The sequence below is a fragment of the Nocardiopsis sp. RV163 genome, from assembly GCF_001029525.1.
Taxonomy (GTDB): Bacteria; Actinomycetota; Actinomycetes; order Streptosporangiales; family Streptosporangiaceae; genus Nocardiopsis; species Nocardiopsis dassonvillei.
This window is the reverse complement of record NZ_LEKI01000056.1, coordinates 1-18623: the sequence shown is the minus strand read 5'-3', so window position 1 is coordinate 18623 and position 18623 is coordinate 1. Positions and strand designations below refer to the sequence as shown.

The 18623-nt window shown below is 72.6% G+C and carries 14 protein-coding genes and 1 pseudogene; 7 read left to right on the top strand and 8 right to left on the bottom strand.

The window, feature by feature from the left end:
* Positions 1-8: 8 nt before the first annotated feature.
* Entirely contained in the window at positions 9-716 is a 708-nt protein-coding gene (locus tag ABD54_RS12430) for a hypothetical protein (protein ID WP_047869622.1), read from the bottom strand.
* 80 nt (positions 717-796) lie between these two features.
* Between ABD54_RS12430 and ABD54_RS12425 the strand changes: the two are divergent.
* Positions 797-1336, top strand: a pseudogene (locus ABD54_RS12425) (DinB family protein).
* A 140-nt stretch (positions 1337-1476) separates the two neighbouring features.
* On the opposite strand, the gene ABD54_RS12420 reads toward ABD54_RS12425, so the two are convergent.
* From ABD54_RS12420 to ABD54_RS12400, 5 genes are all read right to left on the bottom strand, one after another.
* Positions 1477-2310 carry a PadR family transcriptional regulator gene (locus ABD54_RS12420; protein ID WP_047869621.1) on the bottom strand — a complete coding sequence of 278 codons (834 nt, stop codon included), beginning with the start codon at positions 2308-2310 and terminating at the stop codon, positions 1477-1479.
* 161 nt (positions 2311-2471) lie between these two features.
* The gene (dnaE, locus tag ABD54_RS12415) at positions 2472-6032 is read right to left on the bottom strand and encodes a DNA polymerase III subunit alpha (protein ID WP_047869620.1); all 3561 of its coding nucleotides are present in this window, start codon (positions 6030-6032) and stop codon (positions 2472-2474) included.
* An 801-nt stretch (positions 6033-6833) separates the two neighbouring features.
* Positions 6834-8090, bottom strand: a complete 1257-nt coding sequence (locus ABD54_RS12410) for a globin domain-containing protein (protein WP_047869619.1) — start codon at positions 8088-8090, stop codon at positions 6834-6836.
* A gap of 158 nt (positions 8091-8248) precedes the next feature.
* The gene (locus tag ABD54_RS12405; protein ID WP_047869618.1) at positions 8249-8680 is read right to left on the bottom strand and encodes an Rrf2 family transcriptional regulator; all 432 of its coding nucleotides are present in this window, start codon (positions 8678-8680) and stop codon (positions 8249-8251) included.
* Positions 8681-8707: 27 nt separating this feature from the next.
* Positions 8708-10324, bottom strand: a complete 1617-nt coding sequence (locus ABD54_RS12400; protein WP_047869617.1) for an MFS transporter — start codon at positions 10322-10324, stop codon at positions 8708-8710.
* Between the two features lie 457 nt (positions 10325-10781).
* Between ABD54_RS12400 and panB the strand changes: the two genes are divergently transcribed.
* Both panB and ABD54_RS12390 read left to right on the top strand, forming a co-directional pair.
* The gene (gene panB, locus ABD54_RS12395; protein ID WP_047869616.1) at positions 10782-11651 is read left to right on the top strand and encodes a 3-methyl-2-oxobutanoate hydroxymethyltransferase; all 870 of its coding nucleotides are present in this window, start codon (positions 10782-10784) and stop codon (positions 11649-11651) included.
* A gap of 204 nt (positions 11652-11855) precedes the next feature.
* The gene (locus ABD54_RS12390; protein WP_047869615.1) at positions 11856-12896 is read left to right on the top strand and encodes an LLM class F420-dependent oxidoreductase; all 1041 of its coding nucleotides are present in this window, start codon (positions 11856-11858) and stop codon (positions 12894-12896) included.
* Positions 12897-13029: 133 nt separating this feature from the next.
* On the opposite strand, the gene npdG is transcribed toward ABD54_RS12390, so the two are convergent.
* Both npdG and ABD54_RS12380 read right to left on the bottom strand, forming a co-directional pair.
* On the bottom strand, positions 13030-13725 hold the full coding sequence (gene npdG, locus ABD54_RS12385; RefSeq protein ID WP_047869614.1) for an NADPH-dependent F420 reductase: 696 nt from the start codon (positions 13723-13725) through the stop codon (positions 13030-13032).
* Positions 13726-13807: 82 nt separating this feature from the next.
* Positions 13808-13999 (bottom strand): hypothetical protein, encoded by a 192-nt coding sequence (locus ABD54_RS12380; protein WP_047869613.1) that lies wholly within the window; start codon positions 13997-13999, stop codon positions 13808-13810.
* A 146-nt stretch (positions 14000-14145) separates the two neighbouring features.
* On the opposite strand from ABD54_RS12380, the gene map reads away from it, so the two are divergent.
* The 4 genes from map to ABD54_RS12360 all read left to right on the top strand — a co-directional run bounded on the left by map (position 14146) and on the right by ABD54_RS12360 (position 18621).
* Positions 14146-14997, top strand: coding sequence for a type I methionyl aminopeptidase (gene map / locus ABD54_RS12375; RefSeq protein WP_235432046.1), 852 nt, complete (start codon positions 14146-14148; stop codon positions 14995-14997).
* Between the two features lie 87 nt (positions 14998-15084).
* The gene (locus ABD54_RS12370; RefSeq protein ID WP_047869634.1) at positions 15085-15918 is read left to right on the top strand and encodes a M55 family metallopeptidase; all 834 of its coding nucleotides are present in this window, start codon (positions 15085-15087) and stop codon (positions 15916-15918) included.
* A 152-nt stretch (positions 15919-16070) separates the two neighbouring features.
* Positions 16071-17477, top strand: coding sequence for a M20/M25/M40 family metallo-hydrolase (locus tag ABD54_RS12365; RefSeq protein WP_047869611.1), 1407 nt, complete (start codon positions 16071-16073; stop codon positions 17475-17477).
* A gap of 166 nt (positions 17478-17643) precedes the next feature.
* A complete protein-coding gene (locus ABD54_RS12360; protein ID WP_047869610.1) occupies positions 17644-18621 on the top strand; it encodes an LD-carboxypeptidase in 978 nt (325 codons plus the stop codon).
* The last annotated feature ends 2 nt before the right edge of the window (positions 18622-18623 follow it).

Sequence of the window (18623 nt, the reverse complement as noted above, 5' to 3'; positions counted from 1 at the left end):
GAGCGGGGTCAGCCGCGGGGGTCCTCCGGCCCCGCCTGGTCGTGCTCGGCCGGGACCGGCTCGCCGGGGGGCGGGTTGGCCGCCGGGCCCGCGTCCGGGCCGGGACCGGCCGGCGCCGCGGGCTCAGTCCGCGTTTCCGCTTCCGGACCCAGCCGCCCGAGCGCCTGCCGGGGCACGCCGGGAAGATCGCGGCGCACGAAGCTGATCGCGTCGAGCAGCCCGTACTGGAGGACGAACACCAGGGGCCAGATCAGCAGGAAGGCGGTCGCGTCGAGCTGGAGCCCGGTCTGCACGGTGGCGCCGGGCTCGGCCGCCTCGACGGCGGCGTACGCCGGACCGTCCAGGGCCACACCGACGCGCCAGGTGAGCACGGTCCCGCCCAGAGAACCGAGGAAGCCCGCGACCAGGCAGACCATGCGCAGGTCCTGGAAGCGGCGGCGCGACAGCGGGAACTGGGCCATGTAGGCGGTGTAGCCCGCGACCAGTCCGGTGAGGGCGGTGATGAGTGCGAACCAGCCCTCGCCCGCGAACACGTCCTCGGTGGTTCCGGTGAAGACCCCGCCCCCGCCCAGCGCGGTGCCCTCCGCGCGCGGTGCGAGGCCCCACCACAGCGGTCCCAGGACCGCGCCCAGCAGGAGCAGGGCTCCCAGGACGCACGCCCCCACGACCAGTCGGCGTGTCGGCGCCGACGTCTCTCCCCGGTTGCGGTCCGCCATCTCCCCCACTCTCCCGCGCCCCGTCCCGGCCTGCGGAAAACCAGTGGATACGGGGCATAGCCGGAACGGAGAATACCGGTATGAGTGACGAGCACAGCCCCCTCGCCGTCCCCGGTCCCCAGCGTGTCGAGCCGCCGAAGGCCGCTGACGAGCGCACCATGCTCACCAGTCGGCTGGACTGGCACCGCGCCACGGTCCACGCCAAGTGCGCCGGGCTGTCCCCCGAACACGCCGCCGCCACTCCCCCGCCGACGTCCCCGCTGCTGAGCGCGGGCGCCGTCGTCTCCCATCCGCGCTGAGTGGAGCGCGCCTGGTTCGAGGTGGTCCTGCTGGGGCCGCCCGACGAGGGCTACGCCACACCGGGGGACCCCGACGCCGAGTGGCGCCGGGGCGGGGAGGTCCCCTTGGAGCGGCTCCTGGAGGAGTACGAGACCCGGTGCGCCCGCTCCCGGGAGATCACCGCCCGGCTGGACCTGGGTTCGGGCTCGCGGCGCGCGCACAGCGGCGAGGGGCACACCACGCTGCGGTGGGTGCTGGTGCACATGTTCGAGGAGACCGCCCGCCACACCGGCCATCTGGACGTCCTGCGCGAGCTCGCCGACGGGACGAGGGGCGAGTAGTCCGCGCCGTCGGGGGCGGGCCCCGCGTCCGGTCGGATGCCGGAACCGGCCGAAGGGGGCGCCGACCGGCGGGGGCCCGGGGCCGTGTTCGCGCTCCCGGGCCCCCGCGCCGTCGACGTCACCGGTCGGCACCCGGTGCCTCAGTCCTCGTCGTCCCCCGGAGCGGAGGCGCTGCCGACAGCCTCCTCCTCGGCGAGGATGAGGTAGAGGCCCCGCCGGGTCTCGGCCAGGAGCCGTTTGGCCCGCTCCAACTGGTCGGCGCTGCCCGCCTGGGCGACCTGCGCCGCGGCCGCGGTGAGCTGGTGGGCCAGGGCCGCGACCTCCTCGTACCGGGACCGGCTGTCGGCGTAGGCGTCGGCGACCGCCTCCCAGGGCGGGGTGAGGTCGGCGCCGTGCTCCTCCAGGTGGGCGATGCCCTCCTCGGTGAGCCGGTAGGGGCGCCGCCGCCCCTCGCCCTCCTGCTGGACGACCAGGCCCTCGTCCTCCAGTTGCTGGAGCATGGGGTAGACCGAGCCCGGGCTGGGCCGCCACATGCCGCCGCTGCGCTCGCGACCCTCCCGGATGATCTCGTAGCCGCTGCGCGGCTCCTCCGCGAGCAGCAGCAGGATGCCGGTGCGCACGTCACCCCGCTTGGCGCGGTGTCCGCCACGGCGTCGGCCGCCGGGGCCTCCTCCCGGGCCGAACCCCCCGCCCGGCCCGAAACCGCCGGGGCCGAAGCCGCCGAACGGGTGCTCGGGGGCGAAGGGCCCTCCCCCCCAGGGCGGCTGGCCCGGCCCCATCGGCTGCTCGGGGGGCGGAGGCGGTCCGGGCGGGCCGAACGCGAACCGTCCACCGCCGCGCCGCGGACCGCCGCGGCCGGGGTGTTCGTGGTGTCCGTGCCGCTCCTCCTCCGGCTGGCGGCCCCAGGGAAGGCGCGAACGGCGCGGTCCGCGCGCCTCCCAGGACCAGGGGCCGGGAATAGCCATGGCGCTCATGGTGTCGTCCTCCTGAGGGTTGTGCGATATAGAGCAACTATCGCCTAATGTTCTGATAGCTCAAAGATATATCGCTAACTCCATCCTGGCAAGAGCGGGCACGGAAAAGGTCCCCGTGCGCTTAGGGGGCGCGCGGGGACCTCGGGGTTCGGGGACGGTGGTCAGTAGTCGACCGCGAAGGCCCCCAGCAGGCTCTTGACCTCGCCGTTGAACTCCGGGGAGATCCGCACCGAGTAGCGGTCCACGGCGTAGACCCGCGATCGGACCGGGTTGTCCACCCGGATCCGCACGGGGGTGTCCCCCTTGTGCGTCGCCAGCACCTGGCGCAGGTCGCCGACCAGTTCGGGGGTGAGGCGGTCCTCCGCGACCGTCAGCAGCACCGGGGGCTCCCCCTCGGTGACGTGCGAGATGTCCAGGATCGACATCTCCGAGGCGAACATCGACCAGGTGCCGTCACGATCGTTGAGCCTGCCCTTGACGGTGACCGCGGTGTCCTCCAGCAGGGCCTGCACGTACAGCGGATAGGTCTTGGGGAAGAACAGCACCTCCATCGAGGCGTCCAGGTCCTCGACCGTGGCAATCGCCCACTGGTTGCCCGCCTTGTTGGTGCGCTTGTCCACCTTGGAGATCAGGCCGGAGATGCGCACCTCACCGCGCTCGCGGGCCAGCTCGCCCGCCACGATCTGGGCGATGGAGGTGTCGCGTGAGCGGGCCAGCACCCGTTCGGCACCGGCCAGCGGGTGGCTGGAGACGTACAGGCCCAGCATCTCCCGCTCGAATGCCAGCTTGGTCTTGCGGTCCCACTCCTCCTCGCCCCAGTTGATGTTGAGGCCGATGGGGGTGGAGTCGCCGTCGTCACCGCCGCCGAACAGGTCGAACTGGCCGTGCGCTTCCTGCTTCTTGGAGCTGATCATTCCGTCCACCGCCGTCTCGTGGTGGCGGTACAGCTCGCGGCGGGGCTGGCCGAGCGAGTCGAAGCCGCCCGCCTTGATCAGCGACTCGATGACGCGCTTGTTGCAGGCCGCCAGCTCGATCTTGGACAGGAAGTCGGTGAAGGAGCTGAACTTGCCCTTCTCCGTACGGGTCTTGATGATCGAGTTGACGACGTTGGCGCCGACGTTGCGGACCGCGCCCATGCCGAAGCGGATGTCCTTGCCCACCGGGGTGAAGCGCAGACCCGACTCGTTGACGTCGGGGGGCAGCACCTTGATGCCCTGGGTCCGGCACTCGGCCAGGTAGACCGCCATCTTGTCCTTGTCGTCGCTGACCGAGGTCAGCAGCGCGGCCATGTAGGCGGCGGGATGGTTGGCCTTGAGGTAGGCGGTCCAGTAGGAGACCAGGGCGTACCCGGCGGCGTGCGACTTGTTGAACGCGTACCCGGCGAAGGGCAGCATGACGTCCCACAGGGCCTGCGTGGCCTCCTTGGAGAAGCCGCGGGCCTCGGCCCCGGGGAAGAACTTGGCCTCCTCCTCCTCCAGGGCCTCCTTCTTCTTCTTGCCCATCGCGCGGCGCATCAGGTCGGCGCCGCCCAGGGTGTACCCGGCCAACTGCTGCGCGATGGCCATGATCTGCTCCTGGTAGACGAGCAGGTGGAAGGTCTCCCCCAGGATCGGCTCCAGAGCGTCCTTGAGCTCCGGGTGGATCGGGGTGACCTCCTGGCGGCCGTTCGAGCGGTCGGCGTAGTCGTTGTGCGCGTTCGCGGCCATCGGACCCGGCCGATACAGCGACAGCACGGCCGCGATGTCGCCGAACTTCTTGGGCTCCATACGCTTGAGCAGGTTGCGCATCGCGCCGCCGTCAAGCTGGAAGACGCCCAGGGTGTCGCCGCGCGAGAGGAGCTGGTAGGTCTTCCTGTCGTCCAGGGAGAGCTTGCCGAGGTCGATGTCGATCCCCTCGGCCTCCTTGATGGACTTGACCGCGTCGTCCATGATCGTGAGGTTGCGCAGGCCCAGGAAGTCCATCTTGAGCAGGCCCATGTCCTCGCACTGAGGGTAGGGAAAGCCCGTGATGATGGCGCCGTCGGTGTCGCGTTTGTGCAGCGGGATGACGTCGAGCAGGGGTTCCTTGGACAGGATGACGCCCGCGGCGTGCACGCCCGTGCCGCGGGTCAGGCCCTCGATACCGCGCGCGGTCTCCATCACCTTGGCGACCTGCGCGTCGTTGTCGATGAGGCCGCGCAGCTCGGTGGTCTCGCCGTAGCGCTCGTGCTCGGTGTTGGTCACCGCCTCCAGCGGGATCTCCTTGCCGCCGACCGCGGCGGGGAAGGCCTTGGTGATCTGGTCGCCCACCGAGTAGGGCATGCCAAGGATGCGCGTGGAGTCCTTGACCGCGGCCTTGGCCTTGATGGTGCCGAAGGTCAGGATCTGCGCGACGCGCTCGGCGCCGTACAGGCGGGTGACGTACTCGATCATCTCCCCGCGCCGACGCTCGTCGAAGTCCAGGTCGACATCGGGCATGGTGACGCGCTCGGGGTTGAGGAACCGCTCGAACAGCAGCCCGTGCTCCAGCGGGTCCAGGTCGGTGATGCCCAGGACGTAGGCGATCATCGACCCCGCCGCCGAACCGCGCCCCGGGCCCAGCGCGATGCCGTTCTTGCGCGCGTACTGGCAGATGTCGGCGACCACGAGGAAGTAGGCGGGGAAGCCCATCTCGTTGATGATGCCGAGCTCGAAGTCGACCCGCTGCCGGATGTCGCCGTTGATCCCGTCCGGGTAGCGGGTGGGCAGGAGCCGTTCGACCTCCTTGGCCAGCCAGGAGGCCTGGGTCTCTCCCTCGGGCACGGGGAAGACCGGCATCAGGTCGCGGTGGGCGAACACCGCGTCGTAGGCGCCCGGGTCGACGCGCTCAGCCACCAGCAGGGTGTTCCTGCACCCCTGCTCCCACTCCTCGAAGTTGAGGATGCCGCGCATCTCCTCCGCGGTCTTGAGGTAGTAGCCCGACCCGTTGAACCGGAAGCGGGTGGGGTCGTCCAGGTTCTTGCCCACCCCCACCGCCAGCAGGGCGTCGTGCGCCGAGGCCTGGGACTCGTACACGTAGTGGGAGTCGTTGGTCACCAGCGGCGGGATGTCCAGCTCGCGGCCGACCCTGAGCAGGCCGTCGCGGACCTCCTTCTCGATGGGCACGCCGTGGTCCATCAGCTCCAGGAAGACGTTCTCCCTGCCGAAGATGTCCTGGAGCCCGGCCGCGTAGGCGACGGCCTCCTTCTCCTGGCCCAGCCGCAGCCGCGTCTGCACGCCTCCCGAGGGGCAGCCGGTGGAGACGATGATGCCCTCGCTGTACTCCGACATCAGCTCCAGGTCCATGCGGGGCTTCATGTAGTAGCCCTCCATGGACGCCAGCGAGGACATCCGGAACAGGTTGCGCAGGCCCTTCTCGTTCTGCGCCAGCATGGTCATGTGCAGGTAGCGGCCGCCGCCGGAGATGTCCTTGCCACCCTCTGCCGAGGCGTCGTCGGAGCCGCTGGACCGACCCCAGAAGACCCGCTTCTTGTGGAAGCGCGACTCGGGTGCGACGTAGGCCTCGATGCCGATGATCGGTGTGACACCGGTGCCCTTCGACTGCTGGTAGAACTCGTAGGCCCCGAACATGTTGCCGTGGTCGGTCATCGCGACCGCGGGCATGCCCAGCCGCGACGCCTCCTTGAAGAGGGGCTTGAGTTTGGCGGCCCCGTCGAGCATCGAGTACTCGGTGTGGACGTGCAGATGGGCGAAGGAGTCGGCCATGGCTCGGGTGCCCCCAGGAGGGTCGGTGGACAGGTGGTGACTCCTGAGCCTACGGCTTTCCCGCGACACTCGCAGACCCCCTGTGGACGACGTGTCCCGTCCGCCGCCCTGACCCACGGCTCGGACCGGGCCTGGGCTGAGAAGCGGGTGTGGAGCCTGTGTGGGCGGGTGCGCGGCGGATGTGGTCGGGTCCGGGAGCCACCGGTTGGCATATCCCTCGGCTTGTGACCCCCGGTCCTCCACAGGCGGGAGTCGGGTCTGGTCGCGGGTGGCGCGGTGATGGTTTCCTGGAAATAGGGGGGACCCCACCAGCGGAAGTTCTGGCATGCCCTGAAGCGCCTCACCGGGCATAAAGAACCGAGGTGCGGGGAGGGGGCGGCCGCAGGGCCCCTCCCCGCACCATTCCTGGCGGGGGTCGGCGGCGGTGACGAAAGCGCGCCAACTGCCGTGAAAGGGCGCGGACGGCCGAAAGCGGTGGACGCCGGGCGGGGGTGCGGGCTACCGGCGAAGAGCGGCGCCGAAGGCGGGAGCGGCCACCGGAAGGCGGGCGCCCTCGCGCGCCCTCGCCACGGGGGCCGGTCGCGCCGCCCGGGGCCCGCCATCACCGCCGCCTCCGGTGCCGCCTTCGGTGCCGACGCAGCAGAGCCCCACCACCCGCCGACGTCAAGCGTTGGCCGCCGTCCCGGGCCGCTTACGCGGCAGCGGGCGCCGCCGCCCCGGCCACTATCGGCGGGCCGAGCGTCGCAAGGAAGCAGGAACATCCCAGCCGCCCTCCGGCCCCCTCAGAGCACACCCGACCGCTCAGGCCTCGCCCAGCCACAGGTCGGGGCCGAACACCTCGTAGCGGATGCGGCGGGCGGGCACCCCGGCGGAGAGCAACTGACCGCGCAGCTTGCGCATGAACGGCAGCGGCCCGCACAGGTAGACCTCAGCGCCCTCGGGCAGGTCCATCCCGTCCAGGTCCATCAGCCCGGGGACGATGCCGCCGTCGCCCCGACCGCCCTCGGCACCGCCGCCAGCTCCGCCTTCGACGCCCCCCGCGCCGTCCTCCCAGTCCACACCGTTCTCGTACCAGGTCCGGGCGGTCGCGCCGGGCAGCGCCCCGACCAGGGCCGCGGTCTCCTCACGGTGGGCGTGTTCCCCGGGGCTGCGGTCGGCGTGCAGGACCAGGACCCTGCGGTCGCTCCCCTGCTCGGCTAGCCGGTTCAGCACGGCAACCATCGGCGTGCAGCCGATCCCGGCCGAGACCAGCACGAGTGGACGGTCTCCCTCGGACAGGGTCACGTCGCCCGCGGGGGTGGAGACCATGAGGACGTCGCCCGGGACGACGGTGTCGTGCAGCAGGGTGGAGACCTCCCCCGCCGGACCGGCCCCGACGGCGCGCAGGCGCTTGACGGTGATGCGGCGGCTCCCGCCGTCCCCGCCGGTCAGGGAGTACTGACGGGCCTGGCGGACGCCGTCGGGCATGCGCGTGCGGACGCTGACGTACTGGCCGGGCAGGAAGGCGGGGAGCGGGCCGCCGTCCTCCGGTTCGAGGGTGAGGGAGGCGGTGTCGGGGGTCTCCTGGCGGCGCCGCGTGACCCGCCAGGGGCGCCACACGCCGCGCCCGGTGCGCCCGCGCCCGGCGTACAGGCGGGCCTCCAGTGCGATGAGGGCTCCGGACATGAGCCAGTAGACCTCGTCCCAGGCCATGAGTACGGCGGGGGTGGCCGCGTCCCCGAGGGTGGAGGCGATGGCGTCGAAGAGGTACTTGTGCACGATGACGTACTGGTCCTCGGTGACCCCGAGGGAGACGTGCTTGTGGGCGATTCGGGAGAGGAGGGCGTCGGGGCGCTCGTCCGGGTGCTCCAGGAGGAGGGTGGCGAAGGCGGCGATCGACCCGGCCAGGGCCCTGCGCTGTTCGCCCGAGGCCTGGTTGCCCCGGTTGAACAGGCCGTCGAGGAGTTCGGGGCGCTCACCGAGCATCGTGTCGTAGAAGCGGGCGGTGATGGTGTCCAGGGCTCCGGCCACGGCGGGGACCGTGGCCCGGACGGTGGCGGCTGACTCGGCGGAGAGCATTCGACCTCGCTTCGGAGAGGGCGTCTCGGATCAAAACTGGTATCTGAAATGCATATTAAATCCGCCCTCACGGCCCCCTCCTCCGGGGTCGTTCCCACGCGGAGAGGCCAGGTGGGGACGGCCACGGGCGGACAGCGGCCGGAGCGCCGCCTCCGGCCCTACGGGCGCAGCAGGGTCAGCGCGTCGCGCGTGGGCGGGGACACCAGTGACTCCACGGTGACGCCGTCGAGCGAGGCGTAGAACGCCTCGTGCGCCTCCCTCAGCGCGCCGCGCAGGCGGCAGGCGGTGCGCAGCGGGCAGGGCGGGGCGTCCTCGCACCCCACGAGTTCCCCCGCCCCCTCCAGTTCGCGCACGATGGACCCGACCGAGGCCCGCCGCCCGCTCCCGGTCAGGAGCAGCCCGCCGTTGCGGCCGCGCCGCGCCTCCACCAGTCCCATGTCGGACAGCCGCGCCACGGCCTTGGCCATGTGCGTGTAGGGCACGGAGAGCATCGCGGCGACGGCCCTGGTGGTGAGGAGTTCGCCCTCGTCCGCGACCGCGAGCCGCATGACCAAGCGCAGGGAGACGTCGGTGAAGGCGGTCAGGCGCATGTGTTCAACGTAGGGGACCGGCCCCGGTCACCGCTCCCCCCGGCCGGGAACGGGCTCGGCCCCCTCGGAGGAACCGTCGTCGTCCCCGGCGTCCGGGGACCGGTGGCGCCCGGTCTCGCGAGGCATCCAGATCAGGATCACGACCAGCCCGACAACCCCGAAGCACAGCGACACCGTCGCCGCCGTGTGCAGCCCCGTCATGAACGCCTCCTTGGCGGGCTCCACCAGGACCCTCCCCCGCTCCCCCAGGCTCCGGGCCAGCGCCAGGGTGCCCTCGATCGATTCCCCCGCCGACCGCAGCCGCTGGTCCGTCACACCCGTCGAGCCCTCGTCGGCGACCTCCTCCAGGGTGGGTGTGATCCCCGCCCGGTACCGGAAGGAGATGACCGCGCCCAGGATCGCGACGCCCATCGCCGTGGCCACCTGCCGGACCGTGTTCTGCACGGCGGAGGCGGCTCCGGCCCTGCCCGGCGGCACCGACGACATGATCGCGTCGGTGGCGGGGGTCAGGACCACGGCCATCGCAGCGGCCTGGAGGAAGAAGAAGCCGACGATCAGCGGCAGCGGCGTGTCCGGTTCGAGCTGGGTGAAGAAGAGGAAGCTGGAGCACACGCCCAGCACACCGGCCGCGGCGACGACGCGCGGCCCCGCCCAGCGCACGAGCGTCGGGCTGAGCGGCGCCATGATCATCTGCCCCAGTGCGGCGGGCAGCACCAGCAGGCCCGCGACGAACGGGGAGAACTCGCGGACGCTCTGCCAGTAGAAGCTCAGGAAGAAGATGATCCCGGACATGCTGAAGAACAGCACCATGATGGTGGCCACGGAGACGCTGAACCGCGGGTCGCGGAAGAAGCGCACGTCCAGGGAGGGGTTGGGCGCGCGCGACTCGTGCACCAGGAAGAGCACCAGCACCACGGCACCGCCTATGAGCGCGCTGTACACGTCCCAGTCCGCCAGGGAGGCCCGCTCGCCCGCGGTGATGATGCCGTAGATGAGCAGCACCAGGCCGGGGACGGACAGCAGCACCCCGAGCACGTCCAGCCTTCCGGGGTCGGCGTCGCGCGACTCGGGGATCAGGAAGAACACCAGTGCCAGGCCCAGCGCCACGAAGGGCACGTTGACGAGGAAGATCGACCCCCACCAGAAGTTCTCCAGCAGCAGCCCGCCCGCCGAGGGGCCGATGGCCATCGCCAGTCCGACCGCGCCCGCCCAGATCCCGATGGCGCGTGCGCGCTGTTCGGGCGGGAAGACGTTCGCGATGATCGACAGGGTCTGCGGCGTCACCATGGAGGCGCCGAACCCCATGACCGCGCGGGCCAGGATGAGCTGTTCGGGGGTCTGGGAGTAGGCCGACAGCGCCGAGGCCGCGCCGAACACCGTCAGCCCCACCACGATCATGCGGCGGCGCCCCCACCGGTCGCCGAGCACGCCGAAGGTGAACAGCAGGCCCGCGAAGACCAGGGTGTAGGAGTTGATCGCCCAGGCCAGCTGCGACTGGCTGGCGCCCAGGCCCCGACCGGGGTCGGACAGCACACGCAGCGCCACGTTGAGGATCGTGTTGTCGGCCACGATCACCAGCAGGCAGATGATCAGGACCGCCAGCCCGCCCCACCTGCGCCGGTACGCCGTCTGCGCGTCCACCAACCCACCTCCACCGCCGGGTCCCACCGAAACTCACGCCGATCGGACCGTACCCGCGAACCGCGCCGACCACCTGCTTCGGGGAGCCGCGAACGGTGTGTCGGCCGAGTTCGGGCCGGTTCCGGCGGAAAGGCGCCGGCCGCCTCCAGGGATGTTGCGGCGGGGACGCGGGCCGCTCCCGGGAAGGGCGCCAGCGCTTCCGCCGGGAAACATCCGAAGGCCGGACCGGGTTGCATCCGGTGCGGGGAGGCGCGGAGCGGGCATGCGATGATGCTTGCGTGCGGTGGCCGCGCCCGGTCGTCCGCGTACGCCGGTTCCCGCCTCCTCCCGCACCCGCCCGGTCCCCCTCGCGGGACCTCCCGCGGCCCCTCGGCCGCCCAGCGCACGAGCGCGAAAACACCATTCGTCCACATGTCCGGAGACACCCGCGAGGTGCTTCGAGACAACGGAGGGATAGCACATGAGCACCACAGGAAAGCCCCTCGCCCCGACCGGGGCGCCGACAGGAAACGCCCTGTACGGCGGGGTCACCAACCGACGCGTCACCATCCGCGACCTGGCCGCCGCAAAGGGGCGCGGCGAGCGCTGGCCGATGCTGACCGCCTACGACGCGCTCACCGCGCGGGTCTTCGACGAGGCCGGCATCCCGGTCCTGCTGGTCGGCGACTCGGCGGCCAACGTCGTCTACGGCTACGACACCACCGTCCCGGTGACGGTGGACGAACTCCTCCCGCTGACCGCGGCGGTGTCGCGCTCCACCCGGCGGGCGCTCGTCGTGGCGGACCTGCCGTTCGGCTCCTACCAGGCCTCTGCCCGGCAGGCGCTGGAGGCGGCCACGCGGTTCATGAAGGAGGGCGGGGCCCAGGCGGTGAAGCTGGAGGGCGGCCACGCGGTGGCGCCCCAGGTGGAGCTGCTGGTCTCGGCTGGTGTTCCGGTGATGGCGCACGTGGGCCTGACTCCCCAGTCGGTGAACACCCTGGGCGGTTACCGGGTGCAGGGCCGCGGGGAGGCCGCGGCCGGACTGCTCAAGGACGCCAAGGAGCTGGAGCGCGCGGGCGCGTTCGCGGTCGTGCTGGAGTGCGTGCCCGTCGAGCTGGCCGCGCAGGTGACCGAGCAGCTGTCCGTCCCGACCGTGGGCATCGGCGCCGGTCCGTCCACGGACGCCCAGGTGCTGGTGTGGCAGGACATGGCCGGGCTGAGCCCGAAGGTGGCCAAGTTCGTCAAGACCTACGCCAACCTGCACGAGACGCTGCGCGAGGCGGCCTCGGCCTACGCCGACGAGGTCGTCAACGGGGCGTTCCCCGAGGAGCGCCACTCCTACGCCGACTGAGGGACGGGGTGAGCCCTTTCCTCTCCGCGCACCGGTGAGCACCGCCGGTCGGGTCCGCCCCGGCCGGCGGTGCGGCGCCGGGACCCGCGGTCCGTGAGCCGGGCGACAGACCGAACCGGACTCGGGAGTGAACCGTACTCGGGAGTAGAGTCGCACCGTACCCAGCGCCGACGGGCCGGGGGTCCGGCCCTCCCGGGAGGACAGATGCGCGTCTCGATGCCGCTCCAGTACGCGGGCGACCCCAAGGCCTCCGTCGACCAGGTGGTCGAACTGGAGAAGGCCGGTCTGGACACCGTGTGGGTCGCCGAGGCCTACGGGTTCGACAGCCCCACCCTGATGGGCTACATCGCCGCCCGCACCGAGACCGTGGCGATCGGCTCGGCGATCCTGCCGCTGTACACGCGCACCCCCGCGCTCATCGCGATGACCGCAGCCGGGCTGGACGACCTGTCCGGCGGTCGGGCCGTCCTCGGCCTGGGCGCCAGCGGCCCGCAGGTCGTCGAGGGCTTCCACGGCGTCCCCTACGTCAAGCCGCTCGCCCGGACCCGCGAGACCATCGAGATCTGCCGCAAGGTCTGGGCACGCGAGGACCGCCTCACCCACGACGGCACCGTCTTCCAACTGCCGCTGCCCCCGGAGAAGGGGACCGGCCTAGGCAGGCCGCTCAAGATCATCAACCACCCCGTGCGCCCCCGGATCCCCGTCTACGTGGCCTCCCTGGGTGTGAAGAACGTGGCGCTGACCGCCGAGATCGCCGACGGCTGGCTCCCGCACCTGTTCATCCCCGAGAAGGCCGACAGGGTGTGGGGCGGGGCGCTGGCCGAGGGGAGGGCCAGGCGCGACCCGTCCCTGGGCGAACTGGAGGTCTCCGCGGGCGGCCTGCTCGCCATCGGCGAGGACGAGGACACCAAGAGGCTGCTGGACCTCGTACGGCCGATGATCGCCCTGTACGTAGGCGGCATGGGCGCCAAGGGGAAGAACTTCTACAACACGGTGGCCCGCCGCTACGGCTACGAGGAGGCCGCCGAGAGGATCCAGGACCTGTACCTGGCGGGGAAGAGGGACGAGGCCGCGGCCGCCGTGCCCGAGGAGTTCGTGGAGCTGACCAACATGGTCGGCCCGGAGTCCTACGTGCGCGAGCGCGTGGAGGCCTTCCGCGCCGCCGGGGTGACCCAGCTCAACGTGACCCCCGTGGGCGAGGACCCGGCCGCCTTGGTCGGCAAGGTCAAGGAGTGGGTCTCCTGACCCCCGGCCGGGCCCCCGGCGGCTGAGCGCGCCCGGCGGAGCGGCGCCGGTCCCCGCGACCGGGACCGGTGCCGCACGCGTGCGCGGGCGGGCGCTCCGGGGCCGCGCTTTTTCGGGGCCACGGGCTCCGGGGCTACAGCCCGGTGATCCGGATACCCGCGTGGGTCTTGTAGCGGCGGTTCACCGCGATGAGGTTGGCGGTCAGGGCCTCGACCTGGCGGGCGTTGCGCAGGCGGCCGCCGAAGACGCCGCGCACCCCGGGTATCCGCTCCGCCAGGGCGCGCACCACGTCGGTGGCCTCGCGGTCCTCTCCCAGGACCAGCACGTCGAGGTCCACCTCCTCGACGTCGGGGTCCAGCAGCACCACGGCGGACACGTGGTGGAAGGCGGCCGTGACACGGCTGTCGGGCAGCACCTCGGCGGCCTGCTGGGCGGCGCTGCCCTCGGCGACGTCGAGGGCGAAGGGGCCCTTCTTGTCGAAGCCGAGGGGGTTGACGCAGTCCACGACGATCTTGCCCGCCAGCGGAGCGGCCAGCGGCTCCAGCAGCTCGCGGTGGCCGTCCCAGGGCACGGCGACGATGACGACGTCGCCCGCGGCGGCGGCCGCGGCGTTGTCCAGGCCGCGCACGTCGATCGGGGCGGCCTCGGCCTCCACCAGTTCCCGGGCGGCCTTTCCGGCGCGCTCGGCGCTGCGGGAGCCGAGGTGGACGGTGTGCCCGGCCAGGGCGAGGCGGCGGGCCAGGCCCCGGCCCTGGTCCCCGGTCCCGCCCAGGACGGCGACGGACAGCCCGGCGACGTCCGCGCCCGCGGGTGTGCTCTGTTCAGTCATGCGCCGATCCTGTCAGAGGCGTCGACGGGAGGCTTCCCCGGCACGGCGCGGCGGGGTGGTCCGGAGCGCGCTTGGGCGCGGATCACCGGTCCTCCTCGTCGGCTTCGTCCCAGGCCTCGTTGCGCCGGGCGGCGATGGCCAGCGCGCTGGCGGCGGTGGCCTCGTCCGGGTAGGGGCCCAGTCGCTCCTTGTTCGGGCATCCGGGGCCGTGCTCCACCCGGTTGTGCCTGAGGCAGTACCACCACTTGCCGTCCAGCTGAGTGTCCTCGCTCACCGTGACTCGCTTTCTACGGGACGCCGCCCCGACGGGAACGTGCTTCTGTGGGCATCTACCCAGGCCCGGACGTCCCCTACACCCGCGGAGGGGCAGGCACGTCGTCCAGGACCGCGTGGCCGACCCGCGAACTACAATCAGTGTCCATGACTACTCCGCTGGTTCCTGGGCGCATCTCGCCACAACGTTCGGTCCCCTCCCACATCGTCCGCCCGGAGTACGTCGGACGGAAGCACCCGGTGGAGGGGGTCCTGGGCGACGTGCAGACCCCCGAGACCATCGAGCGGATGCGCGTGGTGGGACGGCTGGCGGCCCAGGCCCTGGAGGAGGTCGGCCGCAGCGTCCGGCCCGGGGTGACCACCGACGAGCTGGACCGGATCGGCCACGAGTTCCTGATGGACCACGGGGCCTACCCCAGCCCGCTGGGCTACAAGGGCTACCCCAAGTCGCTGTGCTCCTCGCTCAACGAGGTGATCTGCCACGGCATCCCCGACGACACCGTGGTCTCCGACGGCGACATCGTCAACATCGACATCACCGCCTACCGGGACGGTGTGCACGGCGACACCAACGCCACCTTCCTGGCCGGGAACGTCTCCGAGGAGCACCGGCTGCTGGTCGAGCGCACCCGCGAGGCCACGATGCGCGCGATCAAGGCGTGCCGGCCTGGCCGCCGGATCAACGTGATCGGGCGGGTCATCGAGTCCTACGCCAAGCGCTTCGGCTACGGCGTGGTCCGCGACTTCACCGGGCACGGTGTGGGGCCGGAGTTCCACTCGGGTCTGGTGGTGCCGCACTACGACGACCCGCGCGCGGACACCGTCATGGAGCCGGGGATGACCTTCACGATCGAGCCGATGATCACGCTCGGCGGCGTGGAGTACGACATGTGGGACGACGGCTGGACGGCCGTGACGGCCGACCGCAGGTGGACCGCCCAGTTCGAGCACACCCTGGTCATCACCGAGTCCGGTGCGGAGATCCTCACCCTGCCGTGACCGCCGCCGCGTCCCGCCCGTGCCCCCGGACGGGGCGCGGCGTCCGAGCGTGGCCCCGGGAGGGGTCCGGGGCGTAGGGTCGTGCGGGTGAAGATCCTCATCTCCGCCGACATGGAGGGCGCCACGGGCGTCACCTGGCCCGCCGACGTCGAGCCCGGTACCGAGCAGTGGCAGCGCTGCCGCGCCATGTTCACCAGCGACGTCAACGCCGCCGTCGAGGGCCTGCTGGAGGGCGGCGCCACCGAGGTGCTGGTCAACGAGGCGCACGCGACCATGCGCAACCTCCTGCTGGAGGAACTCAACACCGACGCCACGATGATCACGGGACGGCACAAGGAGTTGTCCATGGTCGAGGGCGTGCAGTCCGGCGACTGCGACGGCGTGGTCTTCCTGGGCTACCACTGCGGCGCCGGTGACGAGGGCGTGCTCGCGCACACCTATCTGCCCAACGCGGTGACCGGTGTGTGGCTGGACGGCGAACCCGCCAGCGAGGGCCGCCTCAACGCCGCGGTGGTCGCCGAGTACGGCACCCCGGTCATCCTGGTCACGGGGGACGACCGCGCCTGCGAGGACGCCGCGGCCTACGCCCCGTTCGCGCGCACGGTCGCGGTCAAGGAGCACGTCAGCCGGTACGCCGCCCGCTGCCGTCCCCCGGCCGCGACCGCGCGGGGCATCCGGGCCGGGGCGCGCGCAGCCATGGCGCTGGCCGGGCGGCTCGACCCGGTCGCGCCCGGGCCCCGTGCCGTGGAGGTGGAGGTGGACTCCGCGCAGTTGGCCCAGGCCGCCGCCGTCGTCCCCGGCGTCACGCGCACGGGGGTGCGGCGCGTCCGCTACGTCTCCCCGGACGCCTACGAGATGATCCGCTGCTTCAAGGCGGTCACCACGCTGATCTCCAACGCCATGGAGGAGCGCTACGGCTGAGGCCGGGGCGGGGGCCGCGGGACCGCCGTCCGGGAATGCCGGAGCGCGGCGGACGGGGCTGGTAGAACTGTGCCGGGGAGCACCACTTCGTCACCACTGGCCACCAAGGTCCTCCCCCGTTACTGACACCTCAGCGAGAGCGAGGCGCGCCCGTGGGCCACATCGCCACTTCCTTCCCGAACAGAACCGACGGCTTCCCGGAAGGGGCCGACGGCCTCGCGGCGGCCGGGGAGGACGCCGTCCACCTGGCACGGGGACTCGTCCGCCGCGACTCCACCAACCACGGGGGCGGGCAGGGCGACGAGCGCGAGGCCGCCGAGTACGTGGCCGAGGCCCTGGGCGACGCCGGGCTGGACCCTCTGCTGCTGGAGTCGGCGCCCCGGCGGGCGAACGTGGTCGTGCGCGTTCCCGGCACCGACCCCTCGGCCCCGGCGCTGCTGGTGCACGGCCACCTGGACGTGGTGCCCGCCGACGCGGCCGACTGGACGCTGCCCCCCTTCGCCGGTGAGGTGGCCGACTGCCCCGTCACGGGGGTGCCCGCGCTGTGGGGGCGCGGCGCGGTGGACATGAAGAACACCGTCGCCACGGTCACCGCCGTGGTGCGCCACTGGGCGCGCCACGGGCTGCGGCCCCGGCGCGACATCGTGCTGGCATTCGTCGCCGACGAGGAGGACAGCGCCGCCTACGGCGCCGATTACCTGGTCCGCGAGCACGCCGAGCTGTTCGAGGGCTGTACCACCGCGATCGGTGAGGGCGGCGGGGAGACCGTCCACGCCCGCACGGCCTCCGGGGAGCCGGTGCGTCTGTACCCCGTGGGCGCGGCCGAGCGCGGCAGCGCCTGGCTGAGCCTGCGGGCCCGGGGCACGGCCGGGCACGGCTCCCGGCCGCCGCGCGACAACGCGATCGGCGCCCTGGCCGCGGCCCTGGCCCGGATCGACGGCTACGAGTGGCCGCTGCACCTGACCCCCGTCACACGGGCGGCGATCGACGCGATCGCCGCGGCCCTGGAGGTGGAGCGCTTCCCCGGTGACACGGAGACCGCGGAGGCGGTGGACTCCCTGGTCGCCAGCTTGGGGACGGCCGCGCCGCTGATCGGCCCGACCACGCGCAACAGCGCGACGCCCACGATGTTCTCGGCCGGGTACAAGGTGAACGTGGTGCCCGGGGAGGCCACGGCCGGTGTGGACGGCCGGGTGCTGCCCGGCGCGGAGGAGCAGTTCGCCGCGGTCATGGAGGAGCTCACCGGCGACCGGGTGGCCTGGGAGTACGCGCACGGTTCGCCGCCGGTGTCCGCACCCGTGGACTCCCCCGCGTTCGCGGAGCTGCGCGAGGCCCTGCTGCTGCACGACCCGGGGGCCCACGTGGTGCCGGTGTGCCTCTCGGGTGGAACCGACGCCAAGGTGTTCTCCCGGCTGGGCGTCGACTGCTACGGCTTCTCGCCCCTGGCCCAGCCCGAGGGCCTGGACTACTCGGGTCTGCTGCACGGCGTGGACGAGCGGGTGCCGCTGGAGGGGCTGCGCTTCGGGGTGCGCGCGCTGGACACCTTCCTGCGTGCCTGAACGGCGAAACCCCTGGTCGGCTGCGAGGCTGGGACCGGAGAGGGGCGGGCTCCGCGAGACGCGGCCCCGAAGGGCCCGGTCGCGGAGTGTCCGAGCAGCAGTGGTGGGGAGAGGCGTCGCGTCCGGTGGCGTGCGAGCGAGGGAGAGGGCCCAGGTGGGAGAGGCGATGACCGAGGCGGCGGACGCGGCGGTGCGGGTCGCGGACGCGCGGGGTGTGCGCGCGCTGGTCCGTCCGCCGCGCCTGCGGGAGGGCGACCGGGTGCGTCTGGTCGCCCCGTGCAGCCCGGTCCCCGCGGAGCGGCTGGAGGCCGCGGTGGGGACGCTGCGCGGCTGGGGGCTGGAGGTGGAGCTGGCCCCGCACGTGCGCGAACGCCACCCGCGGCTGCCCTATCTGGCCGGGGAGGACGCCACGCGGGCCGCCGACCTCCAGGAGGCCTGGTGCGACCCCGACGTGGACGCGGTGCTGTGCGTGCGCGGCGGCGACGGGGCGTACCGGACGGTGGACCTGTTGGACTTCGGCGCGATGCGCCGGGCCGAGCCCAAGGCGCTGGTCGGGTTCAGCGACATCACGGCGCTGCACGAGGCGTTCGCGGTGGAGCTGGGCGTGGCCACGGTGCACGGGCCCGTGGTCGGCACGGGGTACTTCGTGGGTGATCCGGTGGCCCAGGAGGAGCTGCGCGCCACCCTGTTCGAGCCCGAGCGGCGGACAGTGCTGACCTCGCCGGGCGCGCACGCGCTGGTGCCGGGGCGGGCCGAGGGGGTGACGTTCGGCGGGAACCTGAGCCTGCTCAACGACGGTCTGGCCACGCCGCACAGCCGCCTGTCGGGCTCCGGCGGCATCCTGCTGCTGGAGGACGTCGGCGAGGACGTGGCCCGGCTCGACCGGATGCTCACGCACCTGCTGCGCACGGGGTGGGCGGACGGGCTGGCCGGGGTGGCCCTGGGATCGTGGACGGACTGCCCGCCGGGGCTGGAGGTGGTCGCCGAGCTGATGCGCGACCGGCTGGAGCCGCTGGGGGTGCCGGTGCTGTGGGGGCTGGGGTTCGGGCACTGCGCGGCCCAGCTCACGGTTCCGCTGGGGGTGCCCGCCCTGCTCGACGCGGACGGGGGCCGTCTGGAGCTGGCCGTCCCGGGACTGGTCTAAGG